General features: G+C 47.8%; 14 protein-coding genes. 7 read left to right on the top strand and 7 right to left on the bottom strand.

What is annotated here, in order from left to right:
* Positions 1-525: 525 nt before the first annotated feature.
* Positions 526-1,398, bottom strand: coding sequence for a hypothetical protein (locus tag QZ331_RS13060; RefSeq protein WP_294631000.1), 873 nt, complete (start codon positions 1,396-1,398; stop codon positions 526-528).
* A gap of 247 nt (positions 1,399-1,645) precedes the next feature.
* Here QZ331_RS13060 and mdh point away from each other — a divergent pair, with 247 nt between their 5' ends.
* Positions 1,646-2,587 (top strand): malate dehydrogenase, encoded by a 942-nt coding sequence (gene mdh / locus QZ331_RS13055; protein ID WP_294630998.1) that lies wholly within the window; start codon positions 1,646-1,648, stop codon positions 2,585-2,587.
* A 76-nt stretch (positions 2,588-2,663) separates the two neighbouring features.
* Here the strand turns inward: mdh and QZ331_RS13050 are convergent, their stop codons facing one another.
* Together QZ331_RS13050 and QZ331_RS13045 are read right to left on the bottom strand one after the other, a co-directional pair.
* Positions 2,664-4,109, bottom strand: a complete 1,446-nt coding sequence (locus QZ331_RS13050) for a DUF6057 family protein (RefSeq protein WP_294630996.1) — start codon at positions 4,107-4,109, stop codon at positions 2,664-2,666.
* Between the two features lie 7 nt (positions 4,110-4,116).
* Positions 4,117-5,559: a hypothetical protein gene (locus QZ331_RS13045; RefSeq protein WP_294630994.1), complete on the bottom strand. Its 1,443-nt coding sequence runs from the start codon at positions 5,557-5,559 to the stop codon at positions 4,117-4,119.
* Between the two features lie 247 nt (positions 5,560-5,806).
* Here QZ331_RS13045 and QZ331_RS13040 point away from each other — a divergent pair, with 247 nt between their 5' ends.
* The 6 genes from QZ331_RS13040 to QZ331_RS13015 all read left to right on the top strand — a co-directional run bounded on the left by QZ331_RS13040 (position 5,807) and on the right by QZ331_RS13015 (position 12,962).
* Entirely contained in the window at positions 5,807-7,270 is a 1,464-nt protein-coding gene (locus tag QZ331_RS13040) for a TolC family protein (protein ID WP_294630992.1), read from the top strand.
* Positions 7,271-7,297: 27 nt separating this feature from the next.
* On the top strand, positions 7,298-8,290 hold the full coding sequence (locus tag QZ331_RS13035) for an efflux RND transporter periplasmic adaptor subunit (RefSeq protein WP_294630990.1): 993 nt from the start codon (positions 7,298-7,300) through the stop codon (positions 8,288-8,290).
* A gap of 2 nt (positions 8,291-8,292) precedes the next feature.
* Positions 8,293-9,474 (top strand): ABC transporter permease, encoded by a 1,182-nt coding sequence (locus tag QZ331_RS13030; RefSeq protein WP_294630989.1) that lies wholly within the window; start codon positions 8,293-8,295, stop codon positions 9,472-9,474.
* On the top strand, positions 9,475-10,740 hold the full coding sequence (locus QZ331_RS13025; RefSeq protein ID WP_294630987.1) for an ABC transporter permease: 1,266 nt from the start codon (positions 9,475-9,477) through the stop codon (positions 10,738-10,740). It abuts the gene before it with no gap.
* A 122-nt stretch (positions 10,741-10,862) separates the two neighbouring features.
* The gene (locus QZ331_RS13020; protein WP_294630985.1) at positions 10,863-11,231 is read left to right on the top strand and encodes a BlaI/MecI/CopY family transcriptional regulator; all 369 of its coding nucleotides are present in this window, start codon (positions 10,863-10,865) and stop codon (positions 11,229-11,231) included.
* A 12-nt stretch (positions 11,232-11,243) separates the two neighbouring features.
* Positions 11,244-12,962, top strand: coding sequence for a M56 family metallopeptidase (locus tag QZ331_RS13015; RefSeq protein ID WP_294630983.1), 1,719 nt, complete (start codon positions 11,244-11,246; stop codon positions 12,960-12,962).
* A 62-nt stretch (positions 12,963-13,024) separates the two neighbouring features.
* Here the strand turns inward: QZ331_RS13015 and QZ331_RS13010 are convergent, their stop codons facing one another.
* The 4 genes from QZ331_RS13010 to QZ331_RS12995 form a co-directional block, all read right to left on the bottom strand.
* Positions 13,025-14,125 carry an Mrp/NBP35 family ATP-binding protein gene (locus QZ331_RS13010; protein ID WP_294630981.1) on the bottom strand — a complete coding sequence of 367 codons (1,101 nt, stop codon included), beginning with the start codon at positions 14,123-14,125 and terminating at the stop codon, positions 13,025-13,027.
* Between the two features lie 35 nt (positions 14,126-14,160).
* Positions 14,161-14,919 carry a tRNA (guanosine(46)-N7)-methyltransferase TrmB gene (gene trmB, locus QZ331_RS13005; protein ID WP_294630980.1) on the bottom strand — a complete coding sequence of 253 codons (759 nt, stop codon included), beginning with the start codon at positions 14,917-14,919 and terminating at the stop codon, positions 14,161-14,163.
* Between the two features lie 121 nt (positions 14,920-15,040).
* Positions 15,041-15,619, bottom strand: a complete 579-nt coding sequence (locus QZ331_RS13000; RefSeq protein WP_294630979.1) for a DUF975 family protein — start codon at positions 15,617-15,619, stop codon at positions 15,041-15,043.
* A 44-nt stretch (positions 15,620-15,663) separates the two neighbouring features.
* Positions 15,664-16,070, bottom strand: a 407-nt coding sequence (locus tag QZ331_RS12995; RefSeq protein WP_294630977.1) for an aminotransferase class IV, incomplete at its 5' end; no start/stop codon positions are given.

Below are 16,070 nucleotides of genomic sequence, written 5' to 3'. Positions count from 1 at the left end.
ACCGTCCGATTGGACAGATAAAATATTCACTAATTTAATTCAACCAACAGGTAATCTAATATGAAAATTTATTTTTATCTGCCGCTATTGGAACGACAAAATATAAAAATTATCGGCCCAAGCAGGCAATAAATAGCCGGATAGAAGCACATATAAATAAAGGAAAAAAATAAGATGTGCGGCCTTCCAACCGGATTCTGTCCGCAGCCTAAGGAGACTATCTATTCTCCCTGTCGTTTTTGCGGAACACTATAGTGGAACGAACGGAACACTATAGTTGTCCTTGCGTTCCACTATAGTGTTCCGCAAGGATAACTACAGTGGAACGCAATAAATCTGCCTAACGAACCGCGTCCCGACAAGCAACGGGAAGAAAAGAAATAGCTACAGGGATTCATTCGATAAACAAGAGAGGGGGGGGGGAGAACAAAAAAATACCGCCCATAAGATGAACAGCGTCAACCTTAACGAGCGGTATCAAAACACATTATAACAAGGGGCGGTATCGCCCCAAAACCCAACATTTTAGTTTAAGGCAAACGATTGACTGCCAATCATATTGCCACCTTCAAAGATATCAACCCGATAGTTTCCGGCATACAAAAACTCTTCCACATCCCAAAATACACTGATGTTCTGTTCCTCTCCGTTGTATTCGATGTACTTCTTGATGGAATAGGTCAAAGTACGGTTCTCATAGGAGAAGGTATTGGATGCGTTTTTGGTCAGGACGTCGTTGTCGGGTTTGGTGATGCGTATATAAATGGTGCGTTCACCGTTTTCTGCGGTGATGTTCTTGACAATCGTGAAACTGATGGCAAGTTTCACCACATCCTTCACTCGCTTCGCCACTTTGTTCCGCTTGTTACGGGGTTCCACGCGAATATTGGTAGCATCGAGCTGAGCTGCCAATGTCACTTTCTTGTCCAGGTTCTTCTTCTCTTCGGCGAGATTGCTGATTTGCCGAGAAGCCTGGTTGTATTTCGCAGTCACGTCGGCGATGACTATTTTCTGCTGTTCGGTCAGTCTGTTGAGCGAGTCAATCTGGTTGATATAGCCCATCATTACTTTGCGCAGGGTGGCCAGTTCTTTCTTCAGACGACGGATTTCCGTGGCATTCGACGTTTTTACCGTGCGCAGTTCTTCCAACAAACGTTGCGTTTTGAGCTGCTCCTGCTCCAGCAGTTGAGACAGGGAATCGTTGGAGACGGTCATCTTCAACTCGTCATATTGTTGTGCGAAACGGGCATATTCGTTTTCCAAATCTTCCTTGTCCAACTGAAACTCCTGCACCAACTCGCGGTTGACCTGTTTTTCAGTAAACAATAAATAGGTAACGCCGATAATAGCTATCAGCAGAATAGCCACTGCTGCAATAAGAAGACTTTTTTTGTTCATAAGTTTCAGTTATAAATCAGTGATAAATTTGATAACGTGCCGCAAAAGTAATCATTTCGCAACAGAAGTCAAGCGGAAAGGCAGAGAGTTTTTAGAAATAGATGCTCAAAAAGAATACTCCGCCCAATTTAAACAGGCTCTTAACTAAAATTATTATGGAAAAATTTCTTTAATAAGGATTATCGTTGTAATTTTGCCGCGTAAAATAGGACGAAACAAATTATCAACTTTTAAATATATAAGTATTATGTCAAAAGTAACCGTAGTAGGCGCAGGTAACGTAGGTGCTACATGTGCAAATGTACTTGCTTTCAATGAAGTGGCAGACGAAGTAGTAATGCTGGACGTTAAAGAAGGCGTATCAGAAGGTAAAGCAATGGATATGATGCAGACAGCTCAATTGTTGGGCTTCGACACTACAGTAGTAGGCTGCACCAACGACTATGCTCAGACTGCAAATTCCGACGTTGTTGTCATTACTTCAGGTATTCCTCGCAAACCGGGTATGACTCGTGAAGAACTTATCGGTGTAAATGCCGGAATCGTTAAATCAGTGGCAGAAAACATCCTGAAATATTCTCCCAACGCTATCCTCGTTGTTATCTCCAACCCGATGGATACAATGACTTATTTGTCACTGAAGGCTTTGGGCTTGCCGAAAAATCGTATCATCGGTATGGGCGGTGCTTTGGACAGCTCTCGTTTCAAATATTTCTTGTCTCAGGCTTTGGGATGCAACGCCAACGAAGTGGAAGGTATGGTTATCGGTGGTCACGGTGATACGACAATGATTCCGTTGACTCGCTTCGCTACTTACAAAGGCCTGCCCGTAAGCAACTTCCTGTCGGAAGAAAAACTGAACGAGGTAGCTGCCGCTACAATGGTAGGTGGTGCTACGCTGACCAAACTGTTGGGTACTTCTGCATGGTATGCACCGGGTGCGGCAGGAGCTTATGTAGTTGAATCAATCATCCACAACCAGAAGAAGATGATTCCTTGCTCTGTAATGCTGGAAGGCGAATACGGCGAATCTGACCTTTGCATCGGTGTTCCCGTAATCCTCGGCAAGAACGGTATCGAGAAAATCGTTGAACTCGACCTCAACGAAGACGAAAAGGCTAAGTTTGCCGCAAGCGCTGCTGCCGTTCACAAGACGAATGCTGCCTTGAAAGAAGTAGGTGCTCTGTAATCGGAATATCCCGTCTTTTACAATAAGAAAAACAGGGTGGTGTATCAAGCCTGATACACCACCCTGTTTCTTTTTTTCACTTCTTGCCGGGTTTCTCCACCGCCTTCATGCAATAGTAGAACAGCCAGAAAGAATCGCGGTAATTGATTTCCAACATTTTCCGGTTCATCGCCCCTCCTTTCAGCAACGCATGGAAGGAATTAAAATCTTTCACCGTCTTTTCCGCTACCGGATAGTGCTGCAATATATCCGGATATTTCGTAGCCAACACCAGCAAGGCTTCTTCGTAATGACGGGGAAGTTTCACGCCCGAAGGCTTCTGCAACACGCTGAACACTTTGTGGAAGGTATCCATGTCTTTCGATATCAGCAGCCCGCAGAGCAGATAGTCCACGACTTTCCGGTTTTCGGGATAGCGGTCGGCCATCCGTGCCATATCCGAAAGAAAGGTATGTGCGCCTATAAAAAACGGGGAGGCCTTCGGCGCGTCACCTCCATCTTCTGTGCCTGCCGACAGCAGGTATTCGTCGTAGAACTTCGTCAGCCTTGTATGGCAACTCGTATGCTTCATCACCTCCACGTACTTGGCAAGCATCCGATTCTGCCCTTGCCGCATACACGCTTCCATGATTGCGCGCATGGAACGGAAACTGTTTCCGTAAGGAGAAAGTGCTGCGGCTTGGAATGCATTGTGAACCACCTCATTGTCAAGCTCCAAAGCCCGAAAAAACTGTACATTGAAATTGCGGAAAAACTGTTGGTCCATCCGCTCGTAAAAGAAACAGGAAGGCTCCGTGGGGCCGTAAGCAAACAGCCGTTCGGGCAACGCGCCTTTTTCCGAGAGTGCCAACAGCATCCAGCGCAACAAGGACGACTGCTTCCGCGCCATTTCGGGAGTGACACTCCGCAAGATGGAATCCCAATCCCGACGCTCGGCAAGACGGTCGATATGGGCAGCAAACTCCGTCTCTTTCTGCCGGGTGTCCGTCACCTCCCGGTAGGTCGCTCCTCCCAATAGCAGGCAAGGCACCAAATAGGCAAAGAAAGGTGAAGAAAAGAAAGAGCGCTCTCCCCACGCCGCCGGAGCCTTGCGGATGGTGAACAGGCTGACGAGCAACGCCAACCCCACAGCCCCCGCACACCACACGACCGAACGTACCAAAAGCGTATCGGCAAACTGGCCGCTCATAAACCAAACCACCGGAACAAACGAAAGCCACATCAGCCTTTCATTGCGGGTGAGACGGGCAACAATAATATCCGAAGCCAATAGTACAACCGCCACGAACAACGTCTGTACCAAAGCGCCGCCCATACGGAAACGGAAGAACTGCAACAAGCAGGCTCCGATGTATTGCGCCCAGTCGGAAGGAAGCGAAAGCTGTATGTCGGCAAAGTCGGAGGTGAAAGCGAAGAAAGAGTTTCCTTCCAACAGCCAAAGGTAATCAGAAAAAGCGATATACCAAATAAGGAATACAACCGGACATACCAGCAACAAGTGAAATAAAAGCATCTTTTTCATACTCATCTTATTTTTGGGGGAAGAACAAAGCATTGACCTGTTTCTGCGGCAAGATGACCTCGCCCTTTACAAATTCGGGAATGTTATAGGATTTCATACGCAACGTATTGTGACCGGCACGCTGCTGGGGAAGAAGAAAAGGCTTATGTACTTTCCCCTCGCTGTCCATCCAGGCGATGAAAAGCCGCGTATGGCGGCCGTCGAGCCTGCGGCTACTGAACAATATCCAACGGCTGTTTGACGACCACGAGTGGTAGCTTTCGGCTTCGCCGCTGTTCAGTATCTCCACATCGACCTCCTCACCGCCGGGCAGTTTCATCATTTTCAAATCGGACTCCTTGTGCCAGATAGGAAAAGTGGCACAGGCCGCTTTGGTGTACAACAGATAGCGCCCGTCGGGCGAAAGACGCGGGAAAGAGACGCTTCCGCCTGCACGCTCCGCGTTATATATGGTGTCAATGCGTTCGCCGAACCTTCCGGTCTGTTCGTCAAACCCCACCCTGCACAAGCTGTAACGCAGTTTTTTGTAATCCATCGGCATCTGGCAGGGCAAAGCGCCGCAATAGTAGAGCCACTTCCCGTCGGCCGACCACGCAGGAAATGTTTCCCAATGCGCCTCATCCATAAAACGGGGATCGGTAAGCACGCTCTTCGTCTGCGTATCATACAATATCAGGTCAGACTGGAGGTCGTACACCTCCAACGCCTTTTCACCCTCGCTCAAAAACGACTGGCGGGTGACGTTGGAAGAAAACACGATATACCGTCCGTGAGGATGCCACATCGGATAGGTCCCGCTTTTCTTCGGGCCGGTTGTCTCCAACGGCAATTTGCTCAGTTCGCCGTCTTTCCACAAAGCAGTGCCGCCACCCTCGCCCCTGACATGGAACATCATCTGCTGCGGAGAGTAGTCGGCAAAAGAGTGGCAATTGATGCATTTTCCCTTATCGGCACGGTTGGAAACAATCTCTTTCTCTTCAAACGAAGTGAGATTGCGCTGGTAAATGCCCAGCACATTCCATCCCTCATAGCCCGGCTCTATCAGCCGGTAGGCAATCCATTCGTCGATAGCATCCGGCGTCACCCGAATCGTAAAAGGACGGTAACGTACCCCTTCGGGCGAAGAGGAACTCCACACGGATACGGTAATCTCCAGCTCCTTGCCTTTTGAAATATCCAGCATCTCTTTCCACTTCTTCTCCGGGATGCGAATCTCCTGCCCTCCCGTCACCGTCAGCAGCGAGGAACCGCCGCAACCGAAATCGGCACGTATCTCCTGCGCATCCTTCACTTCAAAATTCAACGGGGCTATATTATAAGGTATAGAGGTAAACATATAATCGGGGAAAACAGGCGGATAACCTTCATCGACACTTTGTGCTTCCCGCACATTCTGGCAGGATATTAACAATCCCACGCTTATCATTCCGACAAACCATTTAAAACTCATGATGTATTTATTATTGATTAAAGGTAACTCCGGCAAACATACGGAAAAAAACTCGCTTTTTAACGCAAGTCTCTAAAAAAAGCTAATTCTTTTTGCACTTTCAAGGAAAGCGCATACATTTGCATCGTTGTTTATGCAATTATTGTTTATGTACACAATCTTTAAAAACAAACTGCCTTCATAAACAATTTACATAAGAAACGGGTTATTGAAATAAAAGTATCACCTTATTAATATGCAAGATGCGATGAAAAAGCTATTTCTTCTGACAATTCTGCTAAGCATGACTCCACTACTCAAAGGACAGACAACACTGAGTCTGGATAGTTGCCGTGCATTAGCACTTGCCAACAACAAAGATTTACTGATTAGCAACGAAAAGATAAATGCCGCCCATAACCAACGGAAAGCAGCATTTACCAACTATCTGCCCAATTTCTCGGCTACCGGAACGTACATGAGAAATCAAAAAGAGTTTTCACTGCTGAACAATCAGCAGAAAGATGCCCTGTCCGGACTGGGCAGCAATCTGGCAGGCCCCATACAGCAAGTTGCCGGACAACTTGCCGCAGCACATCCGGAGCTTATTCCGTTGATTACCTCTTTGAGCGGACAGCTAAGCGCCGTGCTTCCTGCCCTCGACCAAGCCGGAAATTCACTGGTAGACGCCCTGCGCACAGACACCAGAAACGTCTATGCAGGCGCCATCACCCTGACCCAGCCTCTTTACATGGGCGGCAAGATACGTGCTTACAACAAAATCACCCGGTATGCCGAAGAGTTGGCGCAACAACAGCATCAAGGCGGTATGCAAGAGGTGATTATGAGTACCGACCAGGCGTACTGGCAAGTGGTTTCATTGGCAAACAAGAAAAGACTGGCGGAAGGTTACCTGAAACTCCTGCAACAACTGGACAGCGACGTGCAAAAGATGATTGCCGAAGGAGTGGCAACCAAAGCCGACGGACTATCCGTGCGGGTAAAGGTCAACGAAGCGGAAATGACACTCACCAAAGTTGAAGACGGACTGAGCCTTGCCCGAATGTTGTTGTGTCAACTATGTGGTATCGACCTCAGCTCTCCCATTGCTTTGGCAGACGAAAACATGGAAGATATTCCGTTGCTTGCAACAGATACCCACATCGATATGCCTGCCGCCTATGCAAACCGCCCCGAAATACGAAGTCTCGAACTGGCAACACAGATTTACAAACAGAAAGTAAATGTCACCCGTGCCGAACATCTGCCCTCCGTCGCACTGATAGGCAACTACATGGTGACTAACCCGTCCGTGTTCAACAGTTTTGAAAATAAATTCAGAGGAATGTGGAACGTAGGCGTCATGGTGCAGATACCCATATGGCACTGGGGAGAAGGAGTCTACAAGACCCGGGCTGCCAAAGCGGAAGAACGCATCGCACAATACCGTCTTCAGGATGCCAGAGAGAAAATAGCACTGCAAGTAAACCAGGCCGCATTCAAAGTGAACGAAGCAGGCAAAAAGCTGGTCATGTCTGCCAAGAACATGGAGAAGGCGGAAGAGAATCTCCGCTATGCCACGCTCGGTTTCAAGGAGGGAGTGATTTCCACCAGCAACGTCTTGGAAGCGCAAACCGCCTGGCTCTCTGCCCAATCGGAAAAGATTGATGCACAGATAGACGTGAAACTGACAGAAATATACCTGCAAAAATCTTTAGGAACCCTTAAATAGTAAATAACATCACATAAAACTTATCATATGTCATCTACAAAATCGCAAAACAGTAATATGCTACTTGCATTTCTCACCTTGTTGGGAGTCATTGCCATTGTTGCAGTCGTTGGTTTTTTCATGCTTCGCAAAGGTCCCGAAATTATTCAGGGACAGGCCGAAGTGACCGAATACCGTGTATCGAGCAAAGTTCCGGGACGCATCTTGGAATTCCGGGTGAAAGAAGGACAGCAGGTAAACGCCGGCGACACATTGGCCATCCTCGAAGCTCCGGATGTGGTAGCCAAAATGGAACAGGCACGCGCCGCAGAAGCCGCAGCAGAGGCACAGAACAAGAAAGCCATCAAAGGAGCACGCCAAGAACAGATACAGGCTGCTTATGAAATGTGGCAGAAGGCACAGGCGGGAGTCACGATTGCCGAGAAGTCATACACCAGAGTGAAAAATCTGTTTGAGCAGGGAGTGATGCCCGCACAGAAATTGGACGAGGTTACCGCACAGCGCGATGCCGCCATTGCCACCGAAAAAGCCGCGAAAGCACAATATACGATGGCAAAGAACGGGGCCGAACGTGAGGACAAAATGGCTGCGGAAGCCTTAGTGAACCGTGCCAAAGGGGCCGTTGCCGAGGTCGAGTCTTACATCAGAGAGACTTATCTTATTGCTTCGGCAGCCGGAGAAGTATCCGAGATATTCCCCAAAGTGGGCGAATTGGTAGGCACCGGCGCTCCCATTATGAACATTGCGCAGCTCAACGATATGTGGGTGACATTCAACGTACGCGAAGACCTGCTCAAGAACCTGACAATGGGAAGCGAATTCGAAGCCATCGTCCCTGCATTGGACAACCGTACCATCAAGCTGAAAGTGAATTACATGAAAGACCTGGGCAGCTACGCCGCATGGAAGGCTACCAAAACCACCGGCCAGTTTGACCTGAAAACATTTGAAGTGAGAGCCGTGCCGGAAGGAAAAGTAGAGAATCTTCGCCCGGGAATGTCGGTCGTTATCAATAAATAAGTATGAGAGAGCGAACAAAGAAACATATCGCATTGTGGCGGGTCATGCAAAGAGAAGCCCGGCGGCTGGTATCGCGGCCGCTCTATCTCTTCTGCATGATTATCGCTCCGCTTTTCTGCTATGTGTTCTTCACAACTTTAATGGATACGGGACTGCCGAAGGATCTTCCCGCCGGTGTAGTGGACATGGACAATTCGTCCACTTCCCGCAACATCGTGCGCAACCTGGACGCTTTCTCACAGACGGGCGTAACCGCCCATTACAGCAATGTGACGGATGCGCGTATCGCCGTTCAGGAAGGAAAAATCTACGGGTTCTTTTACATCCCCAAAGGTTTGTCGGCAGAAGCACAAAGCCAACGGCAACCGAAGATTTCCTTCTACACCAATTATTCGTACCTCATTGCAGGCTCACTGCTTTTCAGAGACATGAAAATGATGGGAGAGCTTACGGCAGGTTCCGCTGCACGCACCATGCTATATGCCAAAGGGGCTACGGAAAGCCAGGCAATGGGATTTCTGCAACCCATCGTCGTCGACACGCACCCTTTGAACAATCCCTGGCTGAACTATTCGGTATATCTATGCAATACGCTGATACCGGGTGTGCTTATGTTGCTTATATTTATGATAACCGTTTATTCCATCGGAGTGGAGATTAAAGACCGCACCTCGCGCGAATGGTTACGCATGAGCAACAACTCCATCTATATCGCCTTAGCGGGAAAATTACTTCCACACACGGCAGTCTTCTTCCTCATGGGGATATTCTATAATGTATATCTGTACGGATTCCTCCATTTTCCCTGCAATAGCGGTATCCTTCCGATGATATTTGCCACACTTTGCCTGGTACTGGCGTCGCAATGTTGCGGAATCCTTATGATAGGCACATTACCCACCCTACGCCTGGGACTGAGTTTTGCTTCGCTATGGGGGGTCATATCGTTCTCCATTTCGGGATTTTCCTTTCCGGTGATGGCGATGCACCCTGTATTGCAGGCTTTAAGCAACCTGTTTCCGTTGCGCCACTATTTCCTGATTTACGTAGACCAGGCACTCAACGGATACAGCATGGCTTATTCGTGGAACAACTATATGGCTTTATTAATATTCATGATGCTTCCTTTCTTCGTGGTTCACCGCTTGAAAAAGGCGTTGATTTACTATAAATACATACCCTAAATGAAAGATATAAAATTAAAAGACAAGATATTGCAAGGCATCCACGACCTGTTTTATATCTGGAAACAGGAGTTCCGGACTACTTTCCGCGACCAGGGGGTACTGATATTCTTTATACTCGTGCCGCTGGGCTATCCGTTGTTGTATAGCTTCATCTACGACAATGAGGTTGTGCGTGAAGTTCCCGCCGTTGTCGTCGACGGTTCCCATTCGTCCCTCAGTCGTGAATACCTCCGGAAAGTAGACGCTACCCCCGATGTGCAAATCGTATCTCACTGTGCCGATATGGAAGAGGCCAAGCAGATGCTTAAGAACCGACAAGCGTATGGCATCATTTATATCCCGACCGACTTCAGCGACAACATTGCCCGGGGGAAACAGACGCAAGTCAGTCTTTATTGCGACATGAGCGGACTGCTTTATTACAAATCCATGCTGATAGCCAATACCGCCGTCTCGCTGGATATGAACAAGGATATCAAAATTTCCCGCAGTGGGAACACAACCGACCGCCAGGACGAAATCACCGCTTATCCGATAGAGTATGAAGAGATTTCGATATTCAACCCGACTGCCGGATTCGCCGCTTTTCTGATTCCCGCCGTGCTGGTGCTGATTATCCAGCAGACTTTGTTGCTCGGTATCGGTCTGTCTGCCGGAACGGCACGCGAAAACAACCGGTTCAAAGACCTTGTACCTATCAACCGGCATTACAACGGTACTTTACGAATCGTACTCGGAAAAGGGCTCAGCTATTTCATGGTCTATGTATTGATTGCTTTCTACGTACTACACATCGTGCCACGACTATTCAGCCTCAACCAAATCGGGCAACCCGGTTCATTGATACTGTTCGTTCTCCCGTACCTTGCCGCCTGCATTTTCTTTGCAATGACGGCCTCCATTGCCATCCGTAACCGCGAAACGTGTATGCTGATTTTCGTATTCACATCCGTTCCTCTGTTATTCATCTCCGGCATTTCCTGGCCGGGTGCCGCCATTCCTCCGTTCTGGAAATATCTGTCGTATATATTCCCGTCTACTTTCGGAATCAACGGCTTTGTGAAAATCAATAACATGGGAGCGACTTTGAGCGAAGTGGCTTTTGAATACAAGGCTCTGTGGCTACAAGCAGGATTCTACTTCCTCACCACCTGCGGGGTATATCGCCGCCAAATCCTGATGAGCCGCAAACACATCATCGAAAGATACAAGGAACTGAAAGAAAAAGAGCGATTATCGAAACAGCCTACCCAACACGGATAGCGTACAACACATTAAAATATAATTGCAAAAATCAGGCTTTTGCAATTATTAACTTCCTATATATTGTTTAATTACGAAACATTCGTAGATTTGCGAAGTATTCGTAATTAAACAATATATCTATGGAAAAGTTAACTATACAAGAAGAAGAGGTAATGATTTACGTCTGGGAATTGCAAAGCTGTTTTGTAAAAGACATCGTTGCAAAGTACACGCAACCCGTTCCGCCATACACCACTGTCGCTTCCATCGTAAAGAACCTCGAACGCAAAGGATACGTCACCTCCAAACGGGTGGGGAATACCTATCAATATACTCCTGCTATTCGCGAAAATGAATACAAACGTCATTTTATGAGTAGCGTGGTGCGCAATTATTTTGAGAACTCTTACAAAGAAATGGTTTCATTCTTTGCCAAAGACCAAAAGATTTCGGCCGATGACCTGAAGGACATCATCGACCTGATAGAGAAAGGAAAAGAAAACCAATAGCCCCCCTCCGCCATGACTCCCGAATTAGCCTATTTTCTAAAGACAAATGTAGCGATAGCTCTGTTTTATGCATTCTACCGGCTATTTTTCTATAAAGACACCTTTTTCTACTGGCGCCGGACGGCTTTGCTATGTTTCTTTGCCGTCTCTCTGTTGTATCCGTTGCTGAATATCCAGGAATGGGTAACGGCTCACGAACCGATGGTGGCAATGGCCGATTTCTATGCCAACATCATCCCCTCGGAACCAATCATCGTATCCCAACAGGAAACGGCGATGACCCAACGGGAGTTGACCATGCTCTGTATCACCGTCATTTATTGGGCGGGAGTGTTGCTATTAGGCCTGCGTTTCCTCATTCAGTTGGGGAGCATCGTACGGCTGCACTTCCAATCTCCGCAAAGTACCATACAAGGAGTACGGGTGCATCTCTTGAAGAGAGCAAGCGGGCCTTTTTCTTTCTTCCGGTGGATTTTTATCCCCCCCTCCTCGCACACGGAAGCTGAAATAAGCGAAATAATCACCCACGAAGAGACACACGCCCGCCAATATCACTCGATAGACGTACTCGTGAGCGAACTGATGTGTATCTCCTGCTGGTTCAACCCGTTCATCTGGCTGATGAAACGCGAAGTAAGAGGAAACCTCGAATACATGGCCGACCATCATGTGCTGGAAACGGGGCACGACTGTAAATCCTACCAGTATCATTTATTGGAACTGGCTCATCACAAGGCTGCAGCAAATTTATCAAATAGTTTCAATGTTTTACCACTCAAAAACCGTATTAAAATGATGAACAAACAAAGAACAAGGAAAATAGGAAGAACGAAGTATCTGATGTTTCTTCCTTTGGCTACCCTGTTGCTGATTATCAGCAATATCGAAACGGTGGCACGCACAACCAAGAAATTCGTAAAAGAAGCAGAAGTATCCGAGTTCCAACCGAAGAGTGAGTCCGACTCCCTTGTATTTCAGGTAGTAGAAGTCATGCCTGAGTTTCCGGGCGGAGTAAATGCGCTGTTGGAATACCTGGCAAAGAATACCAAATATCCGGCCGAAGCACAAGCCAAAAGTGCACAAGGGCGGGTAATCGTGAAGTTCGTTGTCAAAAAAGACGGAAGCATATCGGACATCAAAACAGTTCGAAGCATAGAACCCTCTCTCGACAAAGAAGCCGAACGGGTGATTGCTACCATGCCGAAATGGAAACCGGGAATGCAACGAGGAAAAGCGGTAAATGTACAATACTCCATACCCGTTGCGTTCCGCCTGAGCGGCTCTCCACAACAGGCCAAAGCGGAAGAGGTAAAGCAATCGGACTTGGAAGAGATAGTCGTAGTAGCATATGCCCCTAAAGAAGATAATGCTATCAATGAAGCACAACCAAAGATAAACGATAATGAACCCACGTTCAAGATGGTGGAAACAATGCCCAAATTCCCCGGTGGAACTGTAGGCATAATGAGATATCTGGCAAAAAATGTCAAATATCCGGTGAAAGCACAACAAAACAAAGAGCAAGGAAAAGTTGTCGTGCAAATGATTGTCGGTAAAGACGGAAGCATATCCAATGTAAAAATATTACATAGCGTAACCCCGGCACTCGATGCGGAAGCCATCCGCGTGGTAAGCTGTATGCCGAAATGGGAACCGGGACTGCAACGCGGACAAGCGGTTGCCGTGGAATATACCCTCCCTATTGTATTCCGCTTAGAACAGGGCAAATAATATAAAAGAGCCGACGGTGAGTCATCATTCACCGCCGGCTCTTTCAGATATACCGTTGATAATTACTTATGCATTTCCACCACCTTCGTCGGGGCCATCTCGATGTTCCGGCGGTCTACCTGGCGGACAACACTTGCGGCCAGTGACAAGAAAGCACGTCCGGTTATGGTATCCTCGTCCAATGCGACAGGTGTGCCGTTGTCTCCCCCTTCGCAGATGCTCTGCACAATAGGAATCTGTCCCAACAACGGAACATTCATCTCTTCCGCCAACTTCTTGGCTCCTTCTTTGCCGAAGAGGTAATATTTGTTTTCCGGCAGTTCGGCAGGCGTAAACCAGGCCATGTTCTCCACCAGGCCGAGAATGTGCACATTCACCTTATCATTGGTAAACATATTGATTCCCTTACGGGCATCTGCCAAAGCCACCGCCTGCGGAGTGCTGACAACGATAGCGCCCGTCATTGCCAGCGTCTGAACAACAGTCAGATGAATATCGCTGGTTCCGGGCGGGAGGTCTATCAGAAAATAGTCCAGGTCGCCCCAAGCCGCATCACCTATCAACTGCTTCAAGGCGTTGCTTGCCATTCCGCCGCGCCACAAGGTAGCCTGGTCGGGGTCGACAAAGAAACCGATAGACAGCAGTTTCACTCCATACTTCTCGACCGGGATAATCAAATCGCGGCCCTCTATGCGTTCGGCATACGGACGTGCATCCTCCACCTGAAACATCTTCGGCATCGAAGGCCCGAAAATATCGGCATCGAGCAGACCGACCTTATAACCCAACTTCGCCAAAGCAACCGCCAGATTTGCCGATACGGTAGACTTGCCTACACCGCCCTTTCCCGAAGAGATACCGACGATGTTCTTCACTTGCGGGAGCATCTTGCCGACTTCCGGCCGGGGAGCCTGCTTGCTTTCCGTTGTTATCGTCACCTGCACGTCGGGAGAAACATAGGTATGGATAGCCGTCTCCGCAGACTTCAACATTGATTTCATAAACGGGTCGGTAGGCTTCTCAAATATCAGCGAAAAGCTGACATTCATACCGTCGATACGGAGATTGTCGGCAACCATCTCCGCTTCTATCAGATTCTTTCCCGTACCGGGATAACGCACCGTTGCCAATGCATCCAATATCAATTTAGGATAAAGAGTCATTTCTATTTACTATTTGACAAATTACTGTTTTCTAATTATTTGCTTGTGCTCAGTCCGCTACGCTTGCTACGGTTGTAGCTGCGGTATGAGTCAAGTTCTATCTCCACATCGGGTTCCTGCAGTTCGCCTTCTTGCGGAAGCCGGAACTTGATATACTTGATATTCAAGCCACGGTCGAGCCACTGTTGTTCATAATAGGTCTTGATACCGAGAATATCGTCTACCAAATCGGAGTGATACAAATCTTCCGTCATAAACTCTACGGGGAGGCGGTTGGCTTCTATCATGTATTTTGTATAGGTAAACATGAAGTTGCTGTCCGTTTTCAGATGCACGATTCCGTCGGGTTGCAGAAACTTGCGGTATCTTTGCATAAAGTAGGTGGATGTCAGTCGTTTGGTTGCCTTTTTCATCTGCGGGTCGGAGAAGGTGAGCCATATTTCGCTCACTTCGCCTGCGGCAAAGAAACGTTCGATGATTTCGATATTCGTACGGAGGAAAGCTACATTCTTCATCCCTGCCTGTAATGATTCCGTTGCTCCCGTCCACATACGGGCGCCTTTTATATCGACTGCGATAAAGTTCTTTTCGGGAAACATTTTTCCCAACCCTACGGTGTATTCGCCACGCCCGCAACCCAGTTCGAGCACTATCGGGTGATCGTTCTTGAAAAACTCTTCATGCCATTTTCCTTTCATCTCAAAGGGCACGTTATCTACTGCCGAATAGGGATATTCGAACACATGCGGATAACTTGCCATGTCGGCAAACTTTTCTAATTTATTCTTTCCCATATCAATACTGATTAGGTCGCAAAGGTACTTATTTTGATGCACCGGACAAAAAAAACGGAGTGCGGATTTCTCCGTACTCCGTTCTCCTTTTACCGGACGCTTGATTGTGTCCGTTATGTTATCAAGCCTGCTGTGCTTTGAGGTCTTCATAGAAAGCTGCGCGAGCTGCCTGCATATAGGGCATCAAGAACAGGAAACCGATACCGAGCGTAAAGCAGCAGAGAATTCCCCATCCGATGAAGCTCAGGTCGAGCATGAACAACTTCATTTTGTTGCCATCCATCATAGCCATACTCTTTTCGATGGCTTCATTGTTCTTCAACTGCAACTCGTCTTTCAGAATAAAATCGGTCATTGCATACGAATAGCCTTTGATGACACCCGGAACAACCAGCAGCATAGACCACAAAACGGTGTAGATAGCCTGCAATGCTTTCGTTCCCACGATACGGCCGTAATCCTTGAAAGCCTCGAACAAAGTTCCGAAGTCCACATCGCCTGCGCCACGACGCAATGCAAGCATCAATACCATAAAGCCGTAAGTTACCGGCAATCCGACTAAAATGACTCCCACTACCGGAATGTAGGATGACACACCGGTGATACCCAATGTAATCAACGCAGCAATAGCTGCCATAGGCCACTTACCTTGAAGCGCCTTACGTGCCTCGGCACGCAATTCTGAATTTTCTTTCAACATGATAATTTAGATTAGATAAATGTGTGTTTATATGTGGACGCCGGTTACTCTACGACGGTTACCCATCCATGAGTGTCCGGCTCGTCGCCATACTGAATTCCGCGCAACTTATTGTATAGCTTAGTGCAGACAGGTCCCGGTTTGCCGTCTTTGGAGATAACGTACGATTTTCCGTTCTCGAGGTCGTCGATACGTTGAATCGGGCTGATTACCGCAGCAGTTCCGCAAGCGCCGGCTTCTTCGAACGTAGCCAGTTCTTCTTCCGGAATGGGACGGCGTTCTACCTTAAGCCCCATATCTTCCGCCAACTGCATCAGGCTCTTGTTGGTGATGGAAGGCAGGATGGAGGTCGACTTCGGTGTGATGTACGTATTGTCTTTGATGCCGAAGAAGTTGGCAGCGCCGCATTCGTCGATGTATTTCTTCTCCTTTGCATCGAGATAGAACTCGC

The organism is uncultured Bacteroides sp., from assembly GCF_910586915.1.
In the GTDB taxonomy this organism is placed as follows: domain Bacteria; phylum Bacteroidota; class Bacteroidia; order Bacteroidales; family Bacteroidaceae; genus Bacteroides.
This window is presented reverse-complemented; position numbering and strand designations above follow the sequence as displayed.